The organism is Corynebacterium sp. LK10, from assembly GCF_008042455.1.
GTDB lineage: Bacteria > Actinomycetota > Actinomycetes > Mycobacteriales > Mycobacteriaceae > Corynebacterium > Corynebacterium jeikeium_D.
Window position 1 is genome coordinate 78,660 of the sequence record NZ_NOVT01000021.1, and the last position, 21,464, is coordinate 100,123.

Below are 21,464 nucleotides of genomic sequence, written 5' to 3' on the forward strand. Positions count from 1 at the left end.
CTTTTGCGTCTTTAGTTGTGTGCGCGCATGTGAGCGAGCGCTAGTTTGAATCACTAATCAAGTTAGTAAGGATGTTGACAGCAAAATGGCTGATAACAAGCTTCCTGCTTCCAGTGGCGACGAGGTAGACGTCGTCCTCATCGGTGCAGGTGTAATGAGTGCGACGCTGGGTGTGCTGCTCAAGGAGCTCGAGCCATCCTGGTCACAGGTTCTGTTCGAGCGTCTCGATCAGCCCGCCAAGGAGTCTTCCTCCCCGTGGAACAACGCTGGTACCGGCCACTCTGCTCTGTGCGAGCTGAACTACACGCCGGAGAAGAACGGCAAGGTCGATGTCACCAAGGCTAAGCTCATTAATGAGCAGTTCCAGGTTTCCCGCCAGCTGTGGACCTCGCTGATTGAAAACGGCACCCTGACTGACCCGAAGGAATTCATCAACCCAGTTGATCACACCACCTTCGCTCAGGGGCCGGAGCAGATGGCGTTCATGCGTCGTCGCTACGAGGCACTTGAGAAGGAGCCGCTGTTCCACGGTCAGGAGCTCATTGAAGATCCGGACCGTTTCGCTGAGTACCTTCCGCTGATGTCCGAGGGCCGTGACTTCTCCAAGCCGGTCTCCGCTATTCGTAACCCGAATGGTACGGACGTTAACTTCGGTGCACTGACCAAGCAGTACCTGGCCGCACTGTCCGATATGGGTACTGAGATTCGCTACGGACACGAGGTCACCGGTCTGAAGCGCGACGGTTCCAAGTGGATCGTCACCGTGAAGAACCTGCACACCAAGGACGTTCGCACCCTGGTTGCCAACTTCGTATTCGTCGGTGCCGGCGGTGACGCACTGCCGCTGCTGCAGAAGGCTCGTATTAACGAGATTCGTGGTTTCGGTGGCTTCCCGGTCTCCGGCCAGTGGCTGCGCTGCACCAACGAGGAAGTCATTGCTAAGCATGACGCCAAGGTCTACGGTAAGGCTTCCGTCGGCACGCCGCCGATGTCCGTTCCGCACCTGGACACCCGTGTTATCGACGGCAAGCGCGGCCTGCTCTTTGGCCCATACGCCGGTTGGAACATGAAGTTCCTCAAGAACGGTAACAACCTGGACCTGATTAAGTCTCTGCGTCCGGCCAACCTGCCGTCCATGATGGGTGTTGGTGTCCAGGAGATGGGGCTGACCAAGTACCTGATTACTGAGGTTCTGAAGGACTTCGACGCACGTATTGAGTCCCTGCGTGAGTACGTCCCGAACGCTCGCCCAGAGGACTGGGAGCTGATCGTCGCTGGTCAGCGCGTCCAGGTCATTAAGCCGATGAAGGCTCCGGTCTTCGGTACCCTCGAGTTCGGTACCGCGGTCATCAACTCGTGGGACGGCACCATTGCCGGCCTGATGGGTGCATCCCCGGGCGCTTCCATCGCTCCGGCTGTGATGATTAGCCTGATTGAGCGCTGCTTCGGCCGTCACATGGGCAAGTGGGCTCCGAAGCTGAAGGAGCTCGTCCCGTCCTACGGTACGCACCTGGCTGATGACCCGGCTCTGTTCAAGGAGGTCTGGGAGGCTTCCCAGAAGACCCTGAAGCTGGAGCGCTAGTAACTCGCTGAAGAGCTTCAAAGAGTTCAATTAAGCCAACATTGTTCTACCCCGCTGTGAGCCATCCGTTCGCAGTGGGGTAGAACTGTGCTTATGGAAAAAATCACGTCAGCGACCACTGCACAAACAGAGCCCACTTTTCCTTTTACTGCGATCGTCGGGCAGCAGCGACTACAGCTTGCGTTGATTCTGACCGCGCTATCCCCGGAGATTGGTGGTGTCGTCATCCGCGGTGAGAAGGGCACAGCCAAGACCACTACGGTCCGCGCGTTGGCGCCATTTCTCAGCGGATCGTTGGTAAACCTGCCACTCGGCGCTACGGAAGATCGAGTCGTAGGCTCCATCGATGTGGAGACCGTCCTGACTACCGGACACGCACAGTTCAATCCGGGACTACTCAGCGCGGCTGACGGTGGCATTCTCTATGTCGACGAGATTAACCTGCTGCCGGATCATCTCGTTGACTCCGTGCTCGATGCCGCAGCCACCGGTCGCGTGGTTGTTGAACGCGATGGTATCTCGCACTCCGCAACCTCCAGGTTCGTGTTGGTCGGCACGATGAACCCGGAAGAGGGCGAATTGCGTCCCCAGCTTCTCGACCGCTTTGGGCTCGCCATCGACGTCACCGCATCCAAGGATCCGGCTGTCCGCGCGGAAATCGTCGCCCGCCGCCTCGACTTTGACGCCGACCCGGAGAGCTTTGTCACGCGGTTCGCCGCCGACGACGATGCGCTACACGCTCGCATCGATCGCGCGCGCGCACTGCTTGACGACGTCGAATTGACCCCCAACATTCTTGGTCAAATTGCCACTGTGTGCGCTGCTTTTGATGTGGACGGGATGCGTGCCGACATCGTCATTGCACGTACCGCCCGCGCTCACGCTGCCTGGCGAGTAGCCGGGGACGAGTCGGCGCAGCCGGCACCCGGCAATCCAATTGAGATCACTGCGGAAGACATTAAGGTAGCTGCGGAAATGGCACTGCCGCACCGTCGTCGCCGTGACCCCTTTGATGAACCAGGACTGGACCAGGAACAGCTCGACGATGCTCTGCAGGATGCAGAGGAGCAGTTCCGAGATGACCAGAATCAGCCAGAGTCGAGTCCGGAGTCGGATCCAGAGCCCGATGCTGAGCAGGTCTCCCAGTTCGACTCCAACTCCGAACCTCAGGAGCCACAACAGTCGAATTCCTCGGGATCGAAGGGAGGTCGCGCCGCTGAAGGCGCCCCCTTTCGCCGTTCGTAAAATCAGCGTTGACGGTGTCGGCCAAGGGGATTCCGGTCGGCGTTCCAAGGCCATTGGCCCGCGGGGCAGCACCATTGGTGCCGAGCGGGGAGGCCATGGTCTCCACGTGCCGGCGACAGTGCTGGCGGCGGCCAATCGTGGCGCCCGCATGGGCGACTCCATGATTCCCCTGGAACCGGAGGACGTTCACGGCGCTATTCGACAGGGAACTGAGTCCAATCTGGTCGTCTTTGTCGTGGACACCTCGGGTTCCATGGCAGCACGCGACCGTCTGGCAGCCGTCACCGGCGCGGTCACATCGCTGCTGCGTGATGCCTACCAAAGCCGCGATAAAGTCGCTGTCGTTACTTTCCGCGGAAATAACGCCGAATTAGTTTTACCGCCGACGAAGTCTATCGACACCGCAGTACGTCGCCTCGCAGATGTCCGCACTGGTGGCCGAACTCCATTGGCCGAAGGATTGCTGAAGGCACACGAAGTGGTAGTTCGGGAAGCCCATAGGGAGCCCACACGGCGCGCAATCATGGTCTTGCTCTCCGACGGCCGAGCAACGGGTAAAAATGGCCTGCAGCAGGCGAGGGCTGTGGCCGCAAAGATCCGTCGTCAAGCGTTGGCGGCGACGGTGGTTATCGACTGTGAGCGCTCTCGCGTGCGGCTGGGGCTGGCACAGGAACTCAGCGTGGAATTGGGTGCGACCTGCATAAATCTCTCCGAACTCAATGCCGAAGCCGTGGCGGGCGTGGTCCATGCCTATCATCGAGACCATGGCACAAGGAAAGCTTGACCCCAAATCAATTCCCAACGATGGACTGACCACCAGGCAGCGTCGCATGATTCCGATTACTGCGGTGCATACGGGCCCAGGTAAGGGCAAGTCCACCGCGGCATTCGGTATGGCGATGCGCGCGTGGAATCAGGGGATGAATATCGGTGTCTTCCAGTTTGTAAAGTCGGCAAAGTGGAAGGTTGGCGAGGAAGCTGTCATGCGCCGGTTGGGCGAGCTTCACGACGACACGGGGGAAGGCGGCCCGGTCGAATGGCACAAGATGGGCGAAGGTTGGTCTTGGTCGCGTAAGCAGGGCACTGAGGAGGACCATGCGGCAGCTGCTGCCGAGGGATGGCAGGAGATTAAACGGCGCCTGGAAAATGAGGTGCACGACTTCTACGTCCTCGACGAGTTCACCTACCCAATCAAGTGGGGTTGGATTGATGTCGACGATGTGGTGGAGACATTGAGGAACCGTCCCGGCCGCCAGCATGTGGTGATGACTGGCCGCGATGCGGATCCGAAGCTCGTGGAGGTCGCGGATCTGGTGACGGAGATGACCAAGATTAAGCACCCGATGGATGTCGGACGTAAGGGACAAAAGGGCATCGAGTGGTAGCGCCTGGAATTGTCATCGCGGCGACAGCTTCAGGCACGGGAAAGACGACAATCTCCACGGGGCTGATGCGTGCACTGTCGCGTCGTCACGCGGTGGCACCTTTCAAAGTCGGACCCGATTATATTGATCCTGGCTATCACGGGGTAGCCGCTGGTCGTCCCGGGCGCAATCTGGATTCCTTTATGTGCGCGCCTGAGATGATTGGGCCGCTCTACGCACATGGAGCTGCCGACAGCGATATTGCGGTGGTCGAAGGGGTTATGGGGCTTTTCGACGGCCGCATTGGTGACGACCCGCTATCGGTGGAGGGCTCGACGGCTGAGATTGCCTCACTGTTGGGCCTTCCGGTGGTGTTGGTGATTGATGCCCGGCATATGTCGCAGTCGGCGGCGGCTGTTGTCCACGGTTTCTCCACGCTTCGCACTGACGTCCGTGTCAGTGGCGTGATTATTAATCAGGTGGGCAGCCCGCGGCATGCGGACATCATTACCCGTTCTGTGGAGGCCATGGGGGTCGAGGTGCTCGGCGCTATTCCGCGAGTGACTGATATTGAGGTGCCCAGCAGGCATTTGGGGCTGGTCACTGCAGTCGAGCAGGGTGAGCAGCTAGAAGCGGTCATTGAATCGATGGCTAACTTGGTGGAAACCTACATCGACATCGACCGGATTATCCAGCTTGCCCGGCAGCCCTATCCAGCTGAACCATGGGCCCCTGCACAGTTCGTTGCACCGCTGGCTCTTAATCGCCGCGTGCGCGTGGCGGTCGCGGCGGGTCCTGCGTTCTCGTTTACCTATGCAGAGCACCGTGAGCTATTGCAGGCCGCTGGAGCCGAGGTCGTGGATTTTGACCCATTGGTTGACGAACTGCCGGAAGCCGAAGGCTACATCGTGCCCGGTGGATTCCCGGAAGAGCATGCCGACGCGCTATCTATTCGTGATGACATTCGCCGCGATCTACGTCAGGCTGCCGATGATGGTGCGCTGATTCACGGCGAATGCGCGGGGCTGCTCTGGCTGCTTGAAGATCTCGGTGGGCGCCGTATGTGTGGCATCATCCCGGGGCGAGCGCACATGGCACGGTTGAAGCTGGGGTACCGGGAGGCTGTGGCGCTGACTGATTCTGCGCTGTGCCCGGTAGGAACGCGCGTGCGCGGTCACGAGTTCCACAAGACAGCCCTCACCGATGACACCGCAAGTGTCGCTGCTGCGGCCGGGTGGCAACCAGCCTGGGGTTGGCGTGGATATCAAGGCGAAACAGTTCGCGACGGCTTCGTTTCCGAGTCTGGGCGGATTCATGCCGGTTACCTGCATGTTCATCCGGCGGGTGCGCCGGGGAACGTCAGTCGCTTTGTCGCTTCGTGCGCCGGGTAAAGTGTTAGCTATGAGTTTGCTTCTCAAAGACTACGGTGTGTTGGTGATTGGCGGTTCCACGGCTGCAGAGCGCGTGATTCCTCGGCTGTTGGACTCTGGCGCTGATGTCACTGTGTGTGAAGGTGGGGAAGTAACAACTGCGATTGAGGCCTGGGCTGCAGACGGCCGTATTACTTTGACCCGCACCGGTTTTACCGAGGCGATGAGCTGGGGCAAGGCTCTCATGGTCTGCTGTGACGAGGCGTTGTTGCGTGAGGTGACTCTAGAGGGACACCGCCGAGGTATTCTCGTCGACGATGAAACCGGGGCTTCCAGCCCGCTTACTCCTGTGGCGCTGACCGGCCGTCGCGCGTCGCGCGCTGGGGACCTCGCTGGTCAGGTCGCACTCGTAGGCGGTGGCCCGGGCGACCCCGGTCTGATTACCGTTGAGGGGCGTCGCTTGCTCCGGCTTGCCGACGTTGTCGTTGCAGACCACCTCGGTCCACTGTCGCTGCTCGGTGACTTGGAGCCGGATGTCGAGATTATTGATGCCGGCAAGCTTCCTTACGGCCGCGCCATGGCTCAGGAGCGCATCAATGAACTGCTAGTTCATCGTGCCCGTGAGGGCTACTTTGTGGTCCGGCTCAAGGGTGGCGATCCGTACATCTTCGGCCGCGGTTTTGAAGAGCTTCAGGAGCTGCAGAAGGCTGGGGTACCGGTTCGCGTTGTGCCGGGTATTACTTCAGCACTGGCGGTACCGGGGACGATTGGCATCCCAGTTACTATGCGTGGCGTCAACCATGAATTCACTGTTGTGTCCGGTCACGTCCCACCGGGGCACAGGAAATCGCTGGTCAATTGGGATGCGCTGGGCCGGATGCACGGCACTATTGCCATCATTATGGGAGTTAAGAACGGGCCAAAGATTGCCGAGGCTCTGATGAAGGCCGGCCGCAGCCCGAAGACTCCGGCTGCGGTCATCCAGGACGGCACGCTGCCGAATCAGAGGTCGCTACGCTGCACACTCGGCGAGCTTGGCGAGAAAATGGTCGAAGAGGCAATCAAGCCGCCCGCGGTTATCGTCATCGGTGAAGTCGCCGGTCTGGATGAGGGCGATGAGTAAGAACAACAAGTTGAGCAACAACAAGTCGAGGAAGCGTGAGCCAGAGCAGCAAAAGGCAGGGCTTGTTACCCGACTGCTTGCCGACGATCAGCTGCGTAGCGCCATCTGGATGGGCGCTGCGACCTTCCTGGTGTTCTACCTCGGAACCATGATCATCTTCCGACTCCTTCTCCTCGGCGGAGAAGGATCGCGATACGACAGCATTTTCATCGCTATTATCGCTCTGATTGCCGCCATTGTGGCAGGCCGAAAGCGCTACAACGACGACATTTAGTTTTCCGGGACGCGGAAGATGAGGGTGTCGTCGTCAAGCGAGACGTCGTATCCTGCGGCGCGTGCGATGTCGACGGCCTCTGTGGGGGAGGTCGGTGTCGTGTCGGAAAGGGCGATGGCGCGGGCAAATAGGCCCTTGTAGTGCTTGTTGAAGTGGCTGACGATTTTGCCCTCGGCGGTGAGCACGGTCATCGTTGTCGCGCTCTTGACTTTGCCCAAATTGGCGTAGGTGCCGGAACGAAGGTCGATGAGGAAGTCGACATCATTGAGAGCCTCGGTGATGGCGGTACCCCAACGGCGCTTCATTGTGGGAGCCGCGTCGGCAGGCTGATCCGCGAAGGGGAGCTTGACCGTACCAGAGAGACGGTAGTGGGGGATGAGGTCGTCCCCGCCAATGACACCGAAGAGCGCTGACCCGATGGCGAGTCGAGCACGGCCGGTTTCCGGCAAATCGCTGGGGGAGAGTGCGTCGTAGAGCACCCCGGTATAACGCTCGAGAGCCGGCATGGTCGGCGACTCTAGGAGCGCGGCATTAGCTGTGACTTCGTCAGCAAGCCGTGGCCCCAGCTTCAGTGTTTCCATCGCGGCTTCCCTGTTCGCACTTAGCGCCACGAGATCGGCTGCAATGCGCTCGCGGATGGGGTTGAGGGAGCCGAAGCTCAGCGAGGAAAAGTCTACTGCGGGATGGCTGCCACCAGTGGCTTTGGTTTCAGAGGGGGGTAGGACTACGAGCATGGGCACCATAGTAATGCCCCGCATGTTGCGAAGAATGATCGACGGGTAAAATCAGCATTCATGATTACGCGAATGTCCCAGCTGTTCCTGCGCACACTGCGCGAGGATCCAGCTGACGCCGAGGTCCCTAGCCACAAGCTGCTCGTCCGTGCCGGCTACATCCGGCGAACTGCCCCTGGTGTGTACTCCTGGCTGCCACTGGGCTTGAAGGTTCTGCGCAACGTAGAGAAGGTTGTGCGCGAGGAGATGGAAGGCATTGGCGCACAGGAGCTGGCATTCCCTGCACTGCTCCCGCGTGAACCGTACGAGGCGACGAATCGGTGGACCGAATACGGCCCCGAGCTGTTCCGTCTGAAGGATCGCAAGGGCGCGGACTACCTGCTGGGGCCGACGCACGAAGAGATGTTCGCGCTGGCTGTCAAGGATCTTTTCAGCTCCTACAAGGATTTCCCGACGACGCTGTTTCAGATTCAGACCAAGTACCGCGACGAGGCTCGCCCGCGCGCTGGTATTCTGCGTGGCCGCGAGTTCGTGATGAAGGACTCTTATTCCTTCGACATGGACGACGAGGGGCTGGAGAATTCTTATCAGCAGCACCGCGGTGCCTACCAGCGAATTTTTGACCGGCTGGGCATTAAGTACGAAATCTGCCACGCCACCTCCGGCGCTATGGGCGGTTCGGCCTCCGAGGAGTTCCTGGCTGTTAGCGAAAGTGGCGAAGACTCCTTCGTAGTCTCCACCGACGGTGAGTACGCCGCCAATGTGGAAGCCGTGAAGATTCCGGCAGTTGAACCGCAGCCGATTGAGGGACAACCGGAGGCGAAGGTTTACGAGTCTCCGAACTGCACCACAATCGCAGCACTTGTTGATTGGGCCAATGGTGCGGACCTCGGACGCGAGGTCACTGCTGCCGATACTTTGAAGTGCGTTCTCGTCGCCGTCGACCCGAAGAAGGTCGATAAGGAGGGCAACGCCCTGCCGGAACAGCTCACCGCAATCCTGGTTCCCGGTGACCGTGAGGTCGATGAAAAGCGTCTTGAAGTCGCATTTGAACCGGGTGAGGCGCGCTTGCTGGAGGACAAGGACTTCGCAGCCAATGACTTCCTGATCAAGGGCTACGTCGGCCCGCAGGGGCTCGCCGATCGCGGTGTGAAGGTCCTAGCTGACCCCCGCGTGGCGGAGGGCACAAATTGGATTACAGGAGCCAACGAGGAAGGCAAGCACATCGTCGATGTGGTCGCTGGTCGCGACTTCCAGATTGATGGTATTTGCGATGTCGCAGAGGTGCGTGACGGCGACCCGGCTCCGGAGGGGCATGGCACGCTAAAGATCGAGCGCGGAATCGAGATCGGTCACATTTTCCAGTTGGGCCGCAAGTACACCAACGCCTTTGAAATCGACATCCTCGATGTCAACGGTAAGCGTGCTCGTCCGACGATGGGGTCCTACGGCATTGGCGTGTCCCGCCTGGTCGCTGTCCTCGCGGAACAGCAGTTGGATGAAAAGGGCCTCAAGTGGCCAGTTGCCGCGGCACCGTACAAGGTTCACATCGCTGTGGCCGGCAAGAACGCCGAAGCAGCTGAGGCCGCTGAACAGCTGGCGGAAGACCTCAGCCAGCAGGGCATTGAGGTGCTTTTCGACGACCGTCCGAAGGTCAGCCCCGGTGTGAAGTTCAAGGACGCCGAGCTGCTGGGTATGCCGTTTGTGGTCATCTTTGGCCGTGGCTACGCGGACGGCAAGGTGGAGCTGCGTAACCGCCTGACCAACGAGACCGACGAGGTCGCCGCTGACGGCATTGCAGCTCACGTCGCGGAGCTGGTTCGCAAGGCTTAGAGCCCGGGCAACGGCTCCAAGTTGTTGCCACCTAGCGCTGCCGCTCCGGCGGCAGCCACGCCAGCTGCCTGCAGCGCGAACATACGCATCCGAGGGTTATTAGCAGCGAGCAATACGTCTTCCCACGCCTGGGCACAATAGCGCTCCAATGCAATCATGTAATCGACGGGTGCCGTATCTGGCGAAGGAGCGCCTTCCGGCATATAGCCAGGTGCGCTCTCCGGCACCTCAACGTCGGAATCCTCCAAAATTAGTCGGGCACGATCGCGCAAAATTCGGTGGCGCTCGCCACGGGCCAAAAGTGCAGTAGTGGTATCGCCTCCGACACGTGGTGCGGCTACGCCGACACCGTAAATCATCATGTATTCGGCTTGCAGTGCCTTAGTCATCTGTTCTTCGGCACCCGAGATTTCATCCCTGTCACTGGGAATCAATGGGACAAGCTCCTCCCACTCAGCGCCCGCAACACGCAGAGCGAGGACGATACCGCCATCGACAGCCGTGGCGAGGCGCGCAGTGTGCTCCTCCCGCAATGCAGTGCGTGAATCCAGGGCATTCGTCAGTACGGGATTGTTTCGCGAGTCCGTGAGCAGTAGCTTCGCGTCGGAACCGGTAACCAGGGATCCTGGGACTGCTACGTCCGAGCCACATTCATCGACAGGTTTACCGTCCTTGTGGGTGCCGCAGGCGCGTGTGATTTCCTTATCCAGTTCGGTAACCTGCGCGGAGCGCACCGCTGCGAGGTCAGGATTGGCGTCGCTAAGCGACTGTGCATCGCGCGCCGCCAGCGCATGGAGAACCTCAATGGCGTAATCGGGGCGCGGTGCCACCAGATGCGAGCACGCGGAAAGCGCAGGAAGTGATCCCACGGCGAGGGCAGCAGCGAGGAAGCCACGGCGCGAGAGAGTACGAGTGCGATGCGATGCGGAAGCAAAACTGGGGGAGGGAGGTTCAACAATCACCTCACTATGGTGCCACGGCGGGCGGCACTTTGTGTCAATGCGGTATGTGGAAAGCGCCCAGGTGCGCAATTCCTAGTACTTGACCTGTAGACTCTACGACTATGGCGATACCCGCACCCGAGAAAATTGAACAGTTTGTGAGCCCGGCGCTCGCACAAATCGGCCTGGATGTGGAAGATGTCAAGGTCGTTCGCGCCGGCGCAAAGTCACAGGTCATTGTGTTAGTTGACGCAGATGAGCGTCCTGACCTCGATGTTCTGGAACAGGCCACGTATGAAGTATCTTCGGCTCTGGATGCCGCGGAGGCACGTGGTGAAGCGGACTTCGGCGCTCAGGGCTACACCTTGGAAGTTTCCACTCCTGGTATTGACGCACCGCTGACCCAGCCTCGGCACTGGCGTCGTAACCGTGGTCGTATTGCGGAGATTTCGCTTGCCGACGGTTCCGCGATTGCAGCCCGCATTGGTGCGCTGTCGCCGGATGAAGAATCCATCATTCTCGTTACCTCTAAGGGGCCAAAGGGACGTTTGAAGGCTGTTGGCCAGCGTGTCCAATTAACCAATGTGGCCCGTGCAGTGGTACAAGTTGAATTCTCTAATCCGCCCGCAGCCGAGAAGGATTTTGCGGGACTAGACTATGACGATGCCTTGACCAGGCTGGAGGATAACAAGTGAAGATTGAACTAGCTGCCCTGCGAACCTTGGAAAAGGAAAAGGGTATTCCTGTCGACGAAATGCTGGGACTGGTCGCCCGAGCATTGCGTGAAAGCTACCGTAACACCACCGCACCGGCACAGTATGCGCGCGTCGAAATCGACCGTGAGACCGGTGACGTCATAGTCTTTGCCCAGGAGCGAGACGACGAGGGCAATCTCATCTCCGAATGGGACGACACTCCGGAGGACTTCGAGCGTACCGCTGCATTCGCTGTTCGTCAGACCATCCTTTCGCGTCTGCGGGATGCGGAGAGCGATAAGGTTCTCGACGAATACGCAGACCTGTCTAATCAGGTCATTTCCGGCGTGGTCCAGCGCGATGTCTATGCCAATGAAAAGGGCATTGTCGTCGTCCACATCGGTTCGGAGGCCAACGGCCGAGACGGTATTCTGATGCCGGCTGAGCAGCTGCCAGGTGAGGAACTCAAGCACGGTGACCGCATCAAGTGCTACGTCGTCGGTGTGAACAAGACACCGCGCGGTGTTGCGATTCACCTGTCACGCACGCATCCGGAGCTCATTCGTAAGCTCTTCGAACTTGAAGTTCCGGAAGTTGCCGATGGGGCAGTGGAATTGATTTCCATTGCGCGCGAGGCCGGTCACCGCACCAAGGTTGCTGTACGCCCCACGGTCAAGGGCCTCAACGCTAAGGGCGCCTGCATTGGGCCCCGCGGTCAGCGTGTGAACTCGATTATGAATGAGCTCAAGGGCGAGAAGATTGACATCATCGACTACGACGAGGATCCGGCGAAGTTCGTTGCTAACTCGCTGGCGCCCGCCAAGGTAGTTAGTGTCAAGATTCTGGACATGGACGAGCGCCGTGCACACGTTGTGGTGCCCGACTACCAGCTCTCTCTTGCTATCGGCAAGGAGGGACAGAATGCCCGTCTGGCGGCTCGTCTGACCGGCTGGCGAATCGATATCCACTCCGACGCGGAGTAGACACAACGTCAGCGTCCCAGCGGTTGCGAAAGTGGCGGGAAAGTGCCTAGGGGGTTGGCACTTTTCCGCCTTTTCGGGTTATGCTGGGAGGTGGCCAAACGACAAGGCGTGATTTTCCTATGCGAATTTTCGCGCTGAATTTCTTAGCAGGAAGGTGGGTGCGTCAGGAGTATGACGACTTCGCGGGTGCTAAACCCGAATTCGACAACTCATACGCCTGCACCCACACGTACCTGTATTGCAACTAAGCAGCGCCACAATTGCTCGGAGCTGCTACGCATTGTCGCCACCACCCGTTCAGATGGCTCAGTAGCCGTCGTTGCTGATCCGCATCGTCGGATGCAGGGGCGAGGTGCCTGGATCACCCCAACACTAAAGGCTTGGGAGATCGCCGACAAGCGCCGTGCATTTGGCCGCGCACTGAAGGTATCTACGCAGGTAGATGCGTTTCCGGTTAAACAGTTTATCGCCACGCACTACGAAGCGGCGGAGGGTTTCGCCCCCGCTGACGATGTGCGTGTCGCTAAGCAGGGAGGCAGGAAAAATGACAACAGAAAGACCTGAACACTGATGAGCACACGATGAAGCATCAGCGATGAACGGCAATAGATAAGAGGGAGCCCTGCAGGCGCTCTCGGTGCGCGGACAAATCCGCCATCGGGCGCTGCTCGGCCCCCACTAGTGAGGAGAGCAGTGTCCGGAAAGCTACGTGTCCATGAGCTCGCTAAGCAGCTCGGGGTCACCAGCAAAGAACTACTCGCCGAGCTGAAGGCTCAGGGCGAGTTTGTTAAGACCGCTTCTTCGACGGTGGAACCACCCGTCGTCAGGAAGATGAAGAAGGTCTACGAAGAGAAGAATGCTGGCGCAGGTGCTGACGCGTCTGCCCAGGCCCCAACTACCAAGGCTGCTGCTAAGTCTGCTGCTAAGTCGGGTGCCAAGCCAGCAGCTAAGCCAGGCGCTAAGCCTGCTGCACCAGCGGCGGCAAAGCCGGGTGCCAAGCCAGCAGCTAAGCCAGGCGCTAAGCCTGCTGCACCAGCTGCAGCAAAGCCGGGTGCCAAGCCAGCAGCTAAGCCAGGCGCTAAGCCTGCTGCACCAGCTGCAGCAAAGCCGGGTGCCAAGCCAGCAGCTAAGCCAGGCGCTAAGCCTGCTGCACCAGCGGCGGCAAAGCCGGGTGCCAAGCCAGCTGCACCGTCCCGTTCGCCGAAGCCGGGACAGGAAATGCCACGCCCGCCGAAGCCTGCTGGCCCGAAGCCGGGGCCGAAGCCAGGCGCACGCGCACCGCGTGTGGCGAACAACCCATTCTCGACCGGCGGATCCTCCCGCCCGGCACCGCGGCCGTCCAACATGCCGCGTCCGCAGGGCGGAAACGGCCGTCCGGGCCCGAAGCCGGGAGCACGTCAGGGTGGCCCTCGCCCGCAGGGCGGAAACGGCCGTCCGGGCCCGAAGCCGGGAGCACGCCAGGGTGGCCCTCGCCCGCAGGGTGGACAGGGCCGCGGTAATAAGCCGAGCGGCAATCGTCCGACTCCGGCAATGATGCCTTCGCACCCGAACCCGGGGCAGATGCCTGCAAAGGCAAGCCGCGGTGGCGGTGGCGGTGGCTTCGGCGGCCGTGGTCGCGGCCCGGGTGGCCCGGGTGGCGGACCGCGCGGTGGCCGCGGCGGACGTCGCGGTGGAACTGCAGGTGCATTCGGGCGACCAGGAGGCGCCCCGCGTCGCGGACGTAAGTCGAAGCGTCAGAAGCGCAACGAGTACGAGGCAATGCAGGCACCATCCGTGGTGGGCGGCGTTAAGCTGCCTAACGGTAAGGGCACGACCATTCGCCTCGCACGTGGTGCATCCCTGTCTGACTTCGCTGAGAAGATTAACGCCGATGCAGCATCGCTGGTCCAGGCGTTGTTCAACCTCGGCGAAATGGTGACGGCAACTGCATCGGTCTCCGACGAGACCCTGCAGCTGCTCGGCGACGAGATGGATTACAAGGTCCAGGTCGTCTCGCCTGAGGATGAGGACCGCGAGCTCCTCGAGTCCTTCGACCTCCAGTTCGGTGAGGACGAGGGCGACGATGAGGACCTGGAGCAGCGCCCGCCAGTGGTAACTGTGATGGGTCACGTCGACCACGGTAAGACGCGCCTGTTGGACACGATTCGTAAGGCCAACGTCGGTGGCCACGAGTCCGGTGGTATTACCCAGCACATCGGTGCCTACCAGGTGCCGGTGGAGCTCGACGGTGAGAAGCGCAAGGTTACCTTCTTGGATACCCCGGGTCACGAGGCGTTTACCGCCATGCGTGCTCGTGGTGCCAAGTCGACCGATATCGCGATTCTGGTTGTTGCAGCTGATGACGGCGTCATGCCGCAGACGGTTGAGGCTATTAACCACGCCAAGGCCGCTGATGTGCCGATTGTCGTTGCAGTCAACAAGATTGATAAGGAAACTGCAGATCCGCAGAAGATTCGTGGTCAGCTGACTGAATACGGTCTCACTGACGAAGAGTGGGGCGGCGACACTATGTTCGTCGATATCTCCGCTAAGCAAGGTCTCAACATCGATCAGCTTCTCGAAGCAGTGCTGTTGACTGCCGATGCTTCGCTGGATCTGCGCGCCAATCCGGATATGGACGCTCAGGGTGTCGCCATTGAGGCTCACCTTGACCGTGGCCGTGGTCCGGTGGCAACCGTTATCGTTCAGCGCGGTACGTTGCGCGTCGGTGATTCCATCGTTGTCGGTGACGCATATGGTCGTGTTCGCCGCATGGTCGATGAGTACGGCAACGACGTCGATGAGGCCGGTCCTTCCCGTCCGGTTCAGGTGCTCGGCCTGACCTCCGTACCGGGTGCTGGTGACAACCTCCTGGTTGTTGACGAGGATCGTACGGCCCGCCAGATTGCAGACCGCCGCGACGCACGTCGTCGTAATGCGCTGCAAGCACGTCGTCGCAAGCGCGTCTCCCTGGAGAACCTGGACGAGATTCTGAAGGAGACCAACACCCTCAACCTGATCCTGAAGGGCGACAACGCCGGTACCGTCGAGGCACTGGAAGAAGCCCTGCTCAAGATCGAGGTCGACGACGAGGTCGCTCTGAACATCATCGACCGTGGTGTCGGTGCTGTCACGCAGACCAACGTCACGCTGGCTGCTGCGTCTGACGCCGTCATCATCGGCTTCAACGTTCGCTCCGAGGGCAAGGCCACCGAGGTTGCCAATGCTGAGGGCGTTGACATCCGCTACTACACGGTGATCTACCGTGCTATCGAGGATGTCGAGGCTGCTCTGAAGGGCATGCTCAAGCCGGTCTATGAGGAGAAGGAGATTGGTCGTGCAGAGATTCGCGCCATCTTCAAGTCCTCCGCAGTTGGCCTCATTGCCGGCTGTATGGTCGAGTCCGGAAAGGTCCGCCGCAACGCGAAGGCTCGCCTGGTTCGTGACGGCAACGTCATTACGGATTCGGCGACTATCGAGTCGCTGAAGCGAGAGAAGGACGATGCCACCGAGGTCGCAGCCGGTTACGAGTGCGGTATGGTGCTGTCCTACCCGGACATCCAGGTGGACGACGTTATCGAGGTCTACGAGATGGTCGAGGTTCCGCGCACGTAGCGACGTAAGCTAAACACTGCGTGAACTTTGATAAGGCGCTCCCTTCGGGGAGCGCCTTTTTGCGTATCGTGTTCGTTATGGGCTTCAAAACTAATCTCTTTGCACTCTCAGATGAACTGCCGCGAACGAATATTTTGAATTATCCTCCTGCGAGCGCAGAGGAGACTCTTGCGCAATTGGACAAGATTTGGCCAGGGAAATTCGCCTTTGATTCCGAAGAAACCATTGAGGATGGTCATAATTGGTACTTCCACGCGGTAGCGTTTGGGCCAACGCTGCTTTTCGGGACCGACGACGTATACGACCTTATTGAGGACCCAGCGTTGGCGAACGATCCTCGCGAAAGTTGGTCACTGTGCATCAATAGTGTTGTCGATTTCTGCCACTATAAGACTCCTACCAGGGAATTAGAAGCAAGCTGCGAAGACTATGATTTTGACATGCAGCGGTTTTTCAGCTCTGGACGACTGTTGGATTTCGAGGTACCGTTCGCTAACGGTGAACACGTCGAGGTACTACATCCGACGGATGTGGCTGAATGGGAACAAACCCATGGCAGTGTGGCGCCCAAGGATAAAAATGGTGAGGTAAGTTACCTTTTCCATCCGCTGGAGCTAGGTAATGCTGCGGTTAAATGGATTTTCGGCATCGAGGGAGAAACACCATTGCAGGACAGTGTGATGGATTCACTGCCTGACTGCTCCCATGTTAATGGGTTACCGATGTACAACTTCGTGGAGCGCCGTTAAGAGCGTACGGGTAGGCTGCGTTTCAGCTGCGCAATTCCGTAGTAGCGACTCCCCATGCCGTCGATGACATCGATGGTGGTGGCAGTGTTGTCGTGATGATTAATGGGTTAATAACAAAGGGCGAGCGTGCGGCGAAGCAATTGACTGCACGCGGTAAACGGGTGCGGGCGAAGTCGCGAAACATGCGGTTCGAAGTTGAGTAGTGTTTTGCGTGTTAGTATTAGCAGTCCTTTGTATTGAACCGTTTTGCCGGATCCCAGATGGGTCTTTGTCAGCGAAGGGGCACTTCAGGCCCCACGCTAAATGGGGTCTAGCTACGAATCGTTACGCACAGGTAGAGATAGATAGGGAGTAGCCAAAAATGGCAGATCCAGCACGCGCGCGCAGGCTGTCCAAGCGTATTCAGGAGATTGTCGCCAGCGCAATTGAGCGTGAGATTAAGGACCGGCGGCTGGAGTTTGTGACTATCACCGACTGCCGCGTCACCGGCGATTTGCACGACGCCACAGTTTTCTACACTGTGCGCGGACGTACGCTCGACGAGGAACCGGACTACGAGTCGGCAGCAGCAGCGCTGGAAAAGGCGAAGGGGCAGCTGCGTTCCCTGGTCGGTCGTGGCACCGGTGTGCGCTACACACCGACGCTGGCTTTTGAGGTTGACACGGTGCCGGAGATTTCCGCGCACCTTGAGGAGCTGCTCGATAAGACTCGCGCGCGCGACGCGGAATTGGCTGAGCAGGCTAGAAACGCAAAGCCCGCAGGCGATGCCAACCCATACCGCGACGAGGAGTAAAACTCTCCACCGGCCACATCTATCGATGAAAGGGGCACCCACGTGACCACTTCTCCGCAGGCTCAGGAGCAGGCAGCTCACCAGCTTTCCCAGGCGATTAATCGCCGCATGTCCAAGCCGATTCAGCAGATGCAGGATATGCTTGCCGACGCCAAGAAGGTCGGCGTCATTGCCCATGTTCACCCCGATGCGGATGCGATTGGTGCTGCATCTGCGATGGTCATGGCACTTGTACAGCGTGGCATTTCGGCTGTAGCCAGCTACGGTGAGAGCGATTTGCCAGCCAAGTCGCTGCTGACCATCCCCGGATGGGAGCGATTTGTCGAGTACACGGACTTGGATGAAGACATTGACACGTGGGTGACTGTCGACTGCGCAAGCCCGGGGCGCCTCGGTGCGCTGGAAGATCGCGTGATGGCCTCCGACCGCGTTATCAATGTTGACCATCACGCGACCAACACTCGCTTTGGGTCCGTCAACATGGTTGACGAACGCGCAGAGTCCTCGACCATGGTGCTCCTGGACTTCTTTGGTGTCTGGGGTATCAAGCTGACCACGCCGATGGCTCATGCTCTCTATGCAGGGCTGTTGACGGACACCGCATCGTTCCAGTTCGGCCATTCCCGCATGCACACTGCAGCGGCGCGCCTGCTGGATAAGGGGCTCAATCCGCGCACGATTGGTGCACAGCTGCTGGAAGAACATCCGTTTGCCTACCTTCCATTCCTGGGCAAGGTGCTTTCCACCGCGACATTGGTGCCCGAGTGGGGCGACGGCGCTGGCCTAATCCACGTCGTCATTGAGCACGACCAGACCGCCGAAGTTGGCCACGATGAGATTGAATCGGTCGTGGACATTGTTCGTACGACTAATGCGGCCGACGTCTGTGCTGTACTTAAGGAGTATGAGCCAGGCCAGTGGGCAGTCTCGCTGCGTTCTCGCGAGCTTGTCGATGTCTCCCAGGTCGCCCTGGAAATTGGCGGCGGTGGCCACGAGCGTGCCGCCGGTCTGACTCGGGAGTGCAGCAAGGATGAGCTGCTGCAGGCCATCCTGGACACCAGCGATGTCGCAGTCCAGGCACGCCGAGGCACGAGCGAGGCCTAGGGGATTGTCGGACTCGCGAGAAACTCAGGAGCACACTGAGATTGAGCACACTGACATAGAGCGAACCGGGCACAGTGCGAAGTCAGATGTCAGCCTTCGCGCAATCGTTTCGCTTGCGCTGCCAGCGTTGGGTGTTCTTGCCGCGCCCGCACTCTATGTGCTGCTGGATACGGCTGTCATCGGTCGGCTTGGAGCTGTTCAGCTTGCGGCGCTTGCCGCTGGTTCGACGGTTTTTTCTGTGGTAACTACGCAGCTTACTTTCTTGGCTTACGGCACGACCGCCCGATCAGCGCGAGCCTTTGGCAGGGGCAACGTGGACGAGGCGGTTGAAGAGGGACTGCAAGCGACGTGGGTCGCCATCTTTGTGGGCCTTAGCCTCTTTGCCATCATCGTGGGGTTGGCACCAGTATTTACCGGTTGGTTAGCTCCTCATCCGGAGGTCGCTCATGATGCCGGGCAGTGGTTGCGAGTTGCTGCCTTCGCCATTCCGCTGACGTTGATTGCGCAGGCTGGAAATGGTTGGTTGCGCGGTATCCAAAACACCCGCGCGCCGCTGCTATTTGTGCTCTCAGGCCTTGTTCCGGCCGCCATTGTGATTGTGCCGCTGGTCCGCGCCTTCGGTCTCGAGGGCTCTGCGCTGGCCGTTCTCTTCGGCGAATTGATTACCGGCGGACTGTTCCTCCGCAGTCTTTTCAAAGAGTGCTCTAGCCGCAAGCTTTCCATGCGCCCGAATGGCGCCATTATCAAAAGCCAGCTGGTCCTCGGCCGCGATCTCATCGTTCGCTCCTTGTCCTTCCAGGTAGCGTTCCTCTCCGCCGCAGCGGTTGCTGGCCGCGTTGGGCCGACCACGCTCGGTGGGCACCAGGTCATGCTGCAACTGTGGAATCTGATTTCGTTGGTGCTCGACTCGCTAGCGATTGCTGCACAGACGCTCGTCGGTGCAGCGTTGGGCGGTAGCTCCACGGCCGTTGCCCGCTGGACTGGCAAGCGCGTGACGGTCTGGTCAAGCGTCATTGCCCTCGGCCTAGCGGCTGTTTTCGCAGTAGGTAATGCCAGCATCGTCCGCATTTTTACCGACGCAACAGGCGTGATTGACGCAGTCACCGCCGGACCATGGTGGATTCTTGTCGCAATGATTCCTATCGGCGGTGTCGTCTTCGCGCTCGATGGCGTGTTGCTCGGCGCCGGCGACGCAGCCTTCCTCCGTAACGCCACCGTTAGCGCGGTCCTGTGCGGATTCCTCCCACCGGTCTGGCTGGCGCAGGCATTTGGCTGGGGGCTGACCGGCGTGTGGTGCGGTCTCTTGGCCTTCATGATTCTGCGACTAATCTTTGTCGCTACCCGTTTCCGTGGAGAGAAATGGTACGGCATCAGCGCATGAGTGTGCTTGCCGACGTCCAGGAGTATCTGGCCAGGCATTTGCCCGCCGGTAGCCGGCTAGTTATTGACTCCAATGCCGAGCGTCCGTTTAGTGATGCGGAATTGCAGCAGCTCCGTAGCGCTGAGTTGAGGCTGTCTGATAGTGCAGCACCTGTTCGAATCCGTGATTTCACCCGAGGGCGCCTCGCTGCGCATGAGGCGGTGCAACGGCTAGGAGAGCCTGCCCCACATGGGATTGGCATGTCGACCACCGGAGCGCCGCTGTGGCCGCGAGGAGTCGTGGGGTCAATTAGCCATTGCGACGGGGCCGTGGCAGCCGTGTCCGCGAGCGCTGAACAGCTGCAGGGGATTGGCATCGATGTCGAGGTCGAGCAGACTCTAGAGTTAGGAATCATCGAGGCAGTCTTGCGCACTGACGAAGCACGCCTTGACCCGCTGGTGCAATTTAGCGCCAAGGAATCAATGTACAAACTCTGGGAGCCGATAGTCGGGCAGTGGCTAGACTTCGACGAAGTCTCCGTCCAACTGCGAAAGAAACGGATAGCAGCGCGAGGTTTTTCCCGAGGACTCACAGGCGGACCTTTACAGCTAACGTTTCACCGTGAGATTCCCGACGCCTTCTGCGGAGTAAAAGGCTTCTGGGCTCGCGGTGCAGGCATCGTTGCAACCGCGGTGTGGCTCGAGCAGTCTTAAAATCCTTGAGAGGTAGTCACAGCGTGGCCGGGCGCACCACGAAGACCGTCTTAGCCCGTTTGCCAGATTCTGTGAGCAGCGCCGGAACCTTTCCCGTTGGTGACACCGCCGCATAGACTCCAGGTTTTCCGATCGGCTCCAGCCACTTGCCCTGAGCCAAATCAGCCGCCTGCTGTTCAGTAATTTCGCGGGTATCAAAGCAACGCAGGCAGGCCTCGTCCAGACTCATCGGCAGCAAGGAAGCGGCGCGCTCCGGGACTGGGCGTCGCATCTCCGCAATTTCTGGATGGGCGGTGTCGAACTGCTCGGCCTTCGCCGTGAGCTCGTCGATAGTCAACGCCTCATCAATAGTGAAAACGCCGGCGGCAGTACGCCGCAGAGCAGTGAGATGACCACCGACTCTCAGTGCATCCCCCAAGTCACGAGCTAGGGCGCGGATGAAAGTGCCGGCAGAGCAGTCGACCTCCACGTCGATATCGATGCACTCCCCGGGGCGCGAAGGATCGGAGTCGTGGCGGATGTCCAGAACCTCATAGCGGGTGATCGTCACTGGGCGCGCAGGGATATCGACCTTCTCACCACGGCGGATGCGCTCGTAGGCGCGGACACCGTCAATCTTCACCGCTGATACCGCCGCGGGTTTTTGCATGATTGTGCCGGTGAACTTCGCAATTTCCGCTCGAACCATTTCATCAGTCACCGATGCCGCCGAGGATTCGGAGAGCAACTCGCCTTCGGCGTCGTCGGTAAGCGTGGCAGCGCCGAGTCGAATGGTGGCTTGGTAGGACTTCGTGTCGGCGTGGACATGTGGCAGGAAACGGGTGCCGCGGCCGATGCCGAGGACGAGCACACCGGTGGCCATTGGGTCGAGGGTACCGGAGTGGCCGACCTTCTTGGTGCGGAAGATGCGACGGAGTTTGCCCACTACATCGTGGCTTGTCCAGCCTTGGGGCTTGTCGACGATAACAATGCCGGAGTCTGCAATCGGATCGAAGTCGGTCATAGAC

Annotated in this window: 20 protein-coding genes; 17 read left to right on the forward strand and 3 right to left on the reverse strand. The window is 59.7% G+C overall.

Annotated features, from left to right (window positions below; genetic code table 11):
- Positions 1–85: 85 nt before the first annotated feature.
- The 7 genes from mqo to CHU70_RS08995 all read left to right on the forward strand — a co-directional run bounded on the left by mqo (position 86) and on the right by CHU70_RS08995 (position 6,958).
- Positions 86–1,582: a malate dehydrogenase (quinone) gene (gene mqo, locus CHU70_RS08965; protein WP_049170803.1), complete on the forward strand. Its 1,497-nt coding sequence runs from the start codon at positions 86–88 to the stop codon at positions 1,580–1,582.
- A gap of 93 nt (positions 1,583–1,675) precedes the next feature.
- On the forward strand, positions 1,676–2,827 hold the full coding sequence (locus CHU70_RS08970; RefSeq protein ID WP_048735587.1) for an ATP-binding protein: 1,152 nt from the start codon (positions 1,676–1,678) through the stop codon (positions 2,825–2,827).
- Between the two features lie 106 nt (positions 2,828–2,933).
- Complete coding sequence (locus tag CHU70_RS08975) at positions 2,934–3,611, forward strand: VWA domain-containing protein (protein ID WP_224784241.1); 678 nt, start codon at positions 2,934–2,936, stop codon at positions 3,609–3,611.
- Positions 3,592–4,212 carry a cob(I)yrinic acid a,c-diamide adenosyltransferase gene (gene cobO / locus CHU70_RS08980; RefSeq protein WP_042389270.1) on the forward strand — a complete coding sequence of 207 codons (621 nt, stop codon included), beginning with the start codon at positions 3,592–3,594 and terminating at the stop codon, positions 4,210–4,212. Before CHU70_RS08975 ends, cobO begins: the two co-directional genes overlap by 20 nt.
- A complete protein-coding gene (locus CHU70_RS08985) occupies positions 4,206–5,582 on the forward strand; it encodes a cobyrinate a,c-diamide synthase (protein WP_049189650.1) in 1,377 nt (458 codons plus the stop codon). The genes cobO and CHU70_RS08985 overlap by 7 nt, the downstream gene beginning before the upstream one ends.
- Before the next feature lie 10 nt (positions 5,583–5,592).
- Positions 5,593–6,684: a uroporphyrinogen-III C-methyltransferase gene (gene cobA / locus CHU70_RS08990; RefSeq protein WP_049170808.1), complete on the forward strand. Its 1,092-nt coding sequence runs from the start codon at positions 5,593–5,595 to the stop codon at positions 6,682–6,684.
- A complete protein-coding gene (locus tag CHU70_RS08995) occupies positions 6,677–6,958 on the forward strand; it encodes a hypothetical protein (protein WP_016422579.1) in 282 nt (93 codons plus the stop codon). The genes cobA and CHU70_RS08995 overlap by 8 nt, the downstream gene beginning before the upstream one ends.
- Here the strand turns inward: CHU70_RS08995 and CHU70_RS09000 are convergent.
- Positions 6,955–7,692 (reverse strand): YaaA family protein, encoded by a 738-nt coding sequence (locus tag CHU70_RS09000; RefSeq protein ID WP_042389272.1) that lies wholly within the window; start codon positions 7,690–7,692, stop codon positions 6,955–6,957. The two genes, CHU70_RS08995 and CHU70_RS09000, sit on opposite strands and share 4 nt — an antisense overlap.
- A 60-nt stretch (positions 7,693–7,752) precedes the next feature.
- On the opposite strand from CHU70_RS09000, the gene CHU70_RS09005 reads away from it, so the two are divergent.
- On the forward strand, positions 7,753–9,525 hold the full coding sequence (locus CHU70_RS09005) for a proline--tRNA ligase (RefSeq protein WP_016422581.1): 1,773 nt from the start codon (positions 7,753–7,755) through the stop codon (positions 9,523–9,525).
- Here CHU70_RS09005 and CHU70_RS09010 read toward each other — a convergent pair.
- Positions 9,522–10,487, reverse strand: coding sequence for a DUF4439 domain-containing protein (locus tag CHU70_RS09010; protein WP_049189652.1), 966 nt, complete (start codon positions 10,485–10,487; stop codon positions 9,522–9,524). The genes CHU70_RS09005 and CHU70_RS09010 overlap by 4 nt on opposite strands.
- 101 nt (positions 10,488–10,588) lie before the next feature.
- Between CHU70_RS09010 and rimP the strand changes: the two genes are divergently transcribed.
- The 9 genes from rimP (at position 10,589) to CHU70_RS09055 (ending at position 20,457) form a co-directional block, all read left to right on the forward strand.
- Positions 10,589–11,161, forward strand: a complete 573-nt coding sequence (gene rimP / locus CHU70_RS09015) for a ribosome maturation factor RimP (protein WP_016422583.1) — start codon at positions 10,589–10,591, stop codon at positions 11,159–11,161.
- Positions 11,158–12,144 carry a transcription termination factor NusA gene (nusA, locus tag CHU70_RS09020; protein ID WP_147719066.1) on the forward strand — a complete coding sequence of 329 codons (987 nt, stop codon included), beginning with the start codon at positions 11,158–11,160 and terminating at the stop codon, positions 12,142–12,144. Before rimP ends, nusA begins: the two co-directional genes overlap by 4 nt.
- A gap of 171 nt (positions 12,145–12,315) precedes the next feature.
- Complete coding sequence (locus CHU70_RS09025; RefSeq protein WP_016422585.1) at positions 12,316–12,708, forward strand: YlxR family protein; 393 nt, start codon at positions 12,316–12,318, stop codon at positions 12,706–12,708.
- 129 nt (positions 12,709–12,837) lie between these two features.
- Entirely contained in the window at positions 12,838–15,738 is a 2,901-nt protein-coding gene (infB, locus tag CHU70_RS09030) for a translation initiation factor IF-2 (protein ID WP_147739797.1), read from the forward strand.
- A 20-nt stretch (positions 15,739–15,758) separates the two neighbouring features.
- Positions 15,759–16,487, forward strand: a complete 729-nt coding sequence (locus tag CHU70_RS09035) for a hypothetical protein (RefSeq protein ID WP_048733528.1) — start codon at positions 15,759–15,761, stop codon at positions 16,485–16,487.
- Positions 16,488–16,848: 361 nt separating this feature from the next.
- Entirely contained in the window at positions 16,849–17,280 is a 432-nt protein-coding gene (gene rbfA, locus CHU70_RS09040; protein ID WP_016422588.1) for a 30S ribosome-binding factor RbfA, read from the forward strand.
- Positions 17,281–17,322: 42 nt separating this feature from the next.
- On the forward strand, positions 17,323–18,384 hold the full coding sequence (locus CHU70_RS09045; protein WP_070549559.1) for a bifunctional oligoribonuclease/PAP phosphatase NrnA: 1,062 nt from the start codon (positions 17,323–17,325) through the stop codon (positions 18,382–18,384).
- 4 nt (positions 18,385–18,388) lie between these two features.
- Entirely contained in the window at positions 18,389–19,765 is a 1,377-nt protein-coding gene (locus CHU70_RS09050) for an MATE family efflux transporter (protein ID WP_147719064.1), read from the forward strand.
- Positions 19,744–20,457 carry a 4'-phosphopantetheinyl transferase gene (locus CHU70_RS09055; protein WP_049170823.1) on the forward strand — a complete coding sequence of 238 codons (714 nt, stop codon included), beginning with the start codon at positions 19,744–19,746 and terminating at the stop codon, positions 20,455–20,457. The genes CHU70_RS09050 and CHU70_RS09055 overlap by 22 nt, the downstream gene beginning before the upstream one ends.
- Positions 20,458–20,473: 16 nt before the next feature.
- Here the strand turns inward: CHU70_RS09055 and truB are convergent, their stop codons facing one another.
- Positions 20,474–21,460: a tRNA pseudouridine(55) synthase TruB gene (gene truB, locus CHU70_RS09060; RefSeq protein WP_016422592.1), complete on the reverse strand. Its 987-nt coding sequence runs from the start codon at positions 21,458–21,460 to the stop codon at positions 20,474–20,476.
- Between the last annotated feature and the right edge of the window lie 4 nt (positions 21,461–21,464).

Coding starts and splice junctions, on each gene's coding strand:
- mqo (WP_049170803.1), top strand. CDS start 86: ATGGCTGATAACAAGCTTCCTGCTTCCAGTGGCGACGAGGTAGACGTC.
- CHU70_RS08970 (WP_048735587.1), top strand. CDS start 1,676: ATGGAAAAAATCACGTCAGCGACCACTGCACAAACAGAGCCCACTTTT.
- cobO (WP_042389270.1), top strand. CDS start 3,592: ATGGCACAAGGAAAGCTTGACCCCAAATCAATTCCCAACGATGGACTG.
- cobA (WP_049170808.1), top strand. CDS start 5,593: ATGAGTTTGCTTCTCAAAGACTACGGTGTGTTGGTGATTGGCGGTTCC.
- CHU70_RS08995 (WP_016422579.1), top strand. CDS start 6,677: ATGAGTAAGAACAACAAGTTGAGCAACAACAAGTCGAGGAAGCGTGAG.
- CHU70_RS09000 (WP_042389272.1), bottom strand. CDS start 7,692: ATGCTCGTAGTCCTACCCCCCTCTGAAACCAAAGCCACTGGTGGCAGC.
- CHU70_RS09005 (WP_016422581.1), top strand. CDS start 7,753: ATGATTACGCGAATGTCCCAGCTGTTCCTGCGCACACTGCGCGAGGAT.
- rimP (WP_016422583.1), top strand. CDS start 10,589: ATGGCGATACCCGCACCCGAGAAAATTGAACAGTTTGTGAGCCCGGCG.
- CHU70_RS09025 (WP_016422585.1), top strand. CDS start 12,316: ATGACGACTTCGCGGGTGCTAAACCCGAATTCGACAACTCATACGCCT.
- rbfA (WP_016422588.1), top strand. CDS start 16,849: ATGGCAGATCCAGCACGCGCGCGCAGGCTGTCCAAGCGTATTCAGGAG.
- CHU70_RS09055 (WP_049170823.1), top strand. CDS start 19,744: ATGGTACGGCATCAGCGCATGAGTGTGCTTGCCGACGTCCAGGAGTAT.
- truB (WP_016422592.1), bottom strand. CDS start 21,460: ATGACCGACTTCGATCCGATTGCAGACTCCGGCATTGTTATCGTCGAC.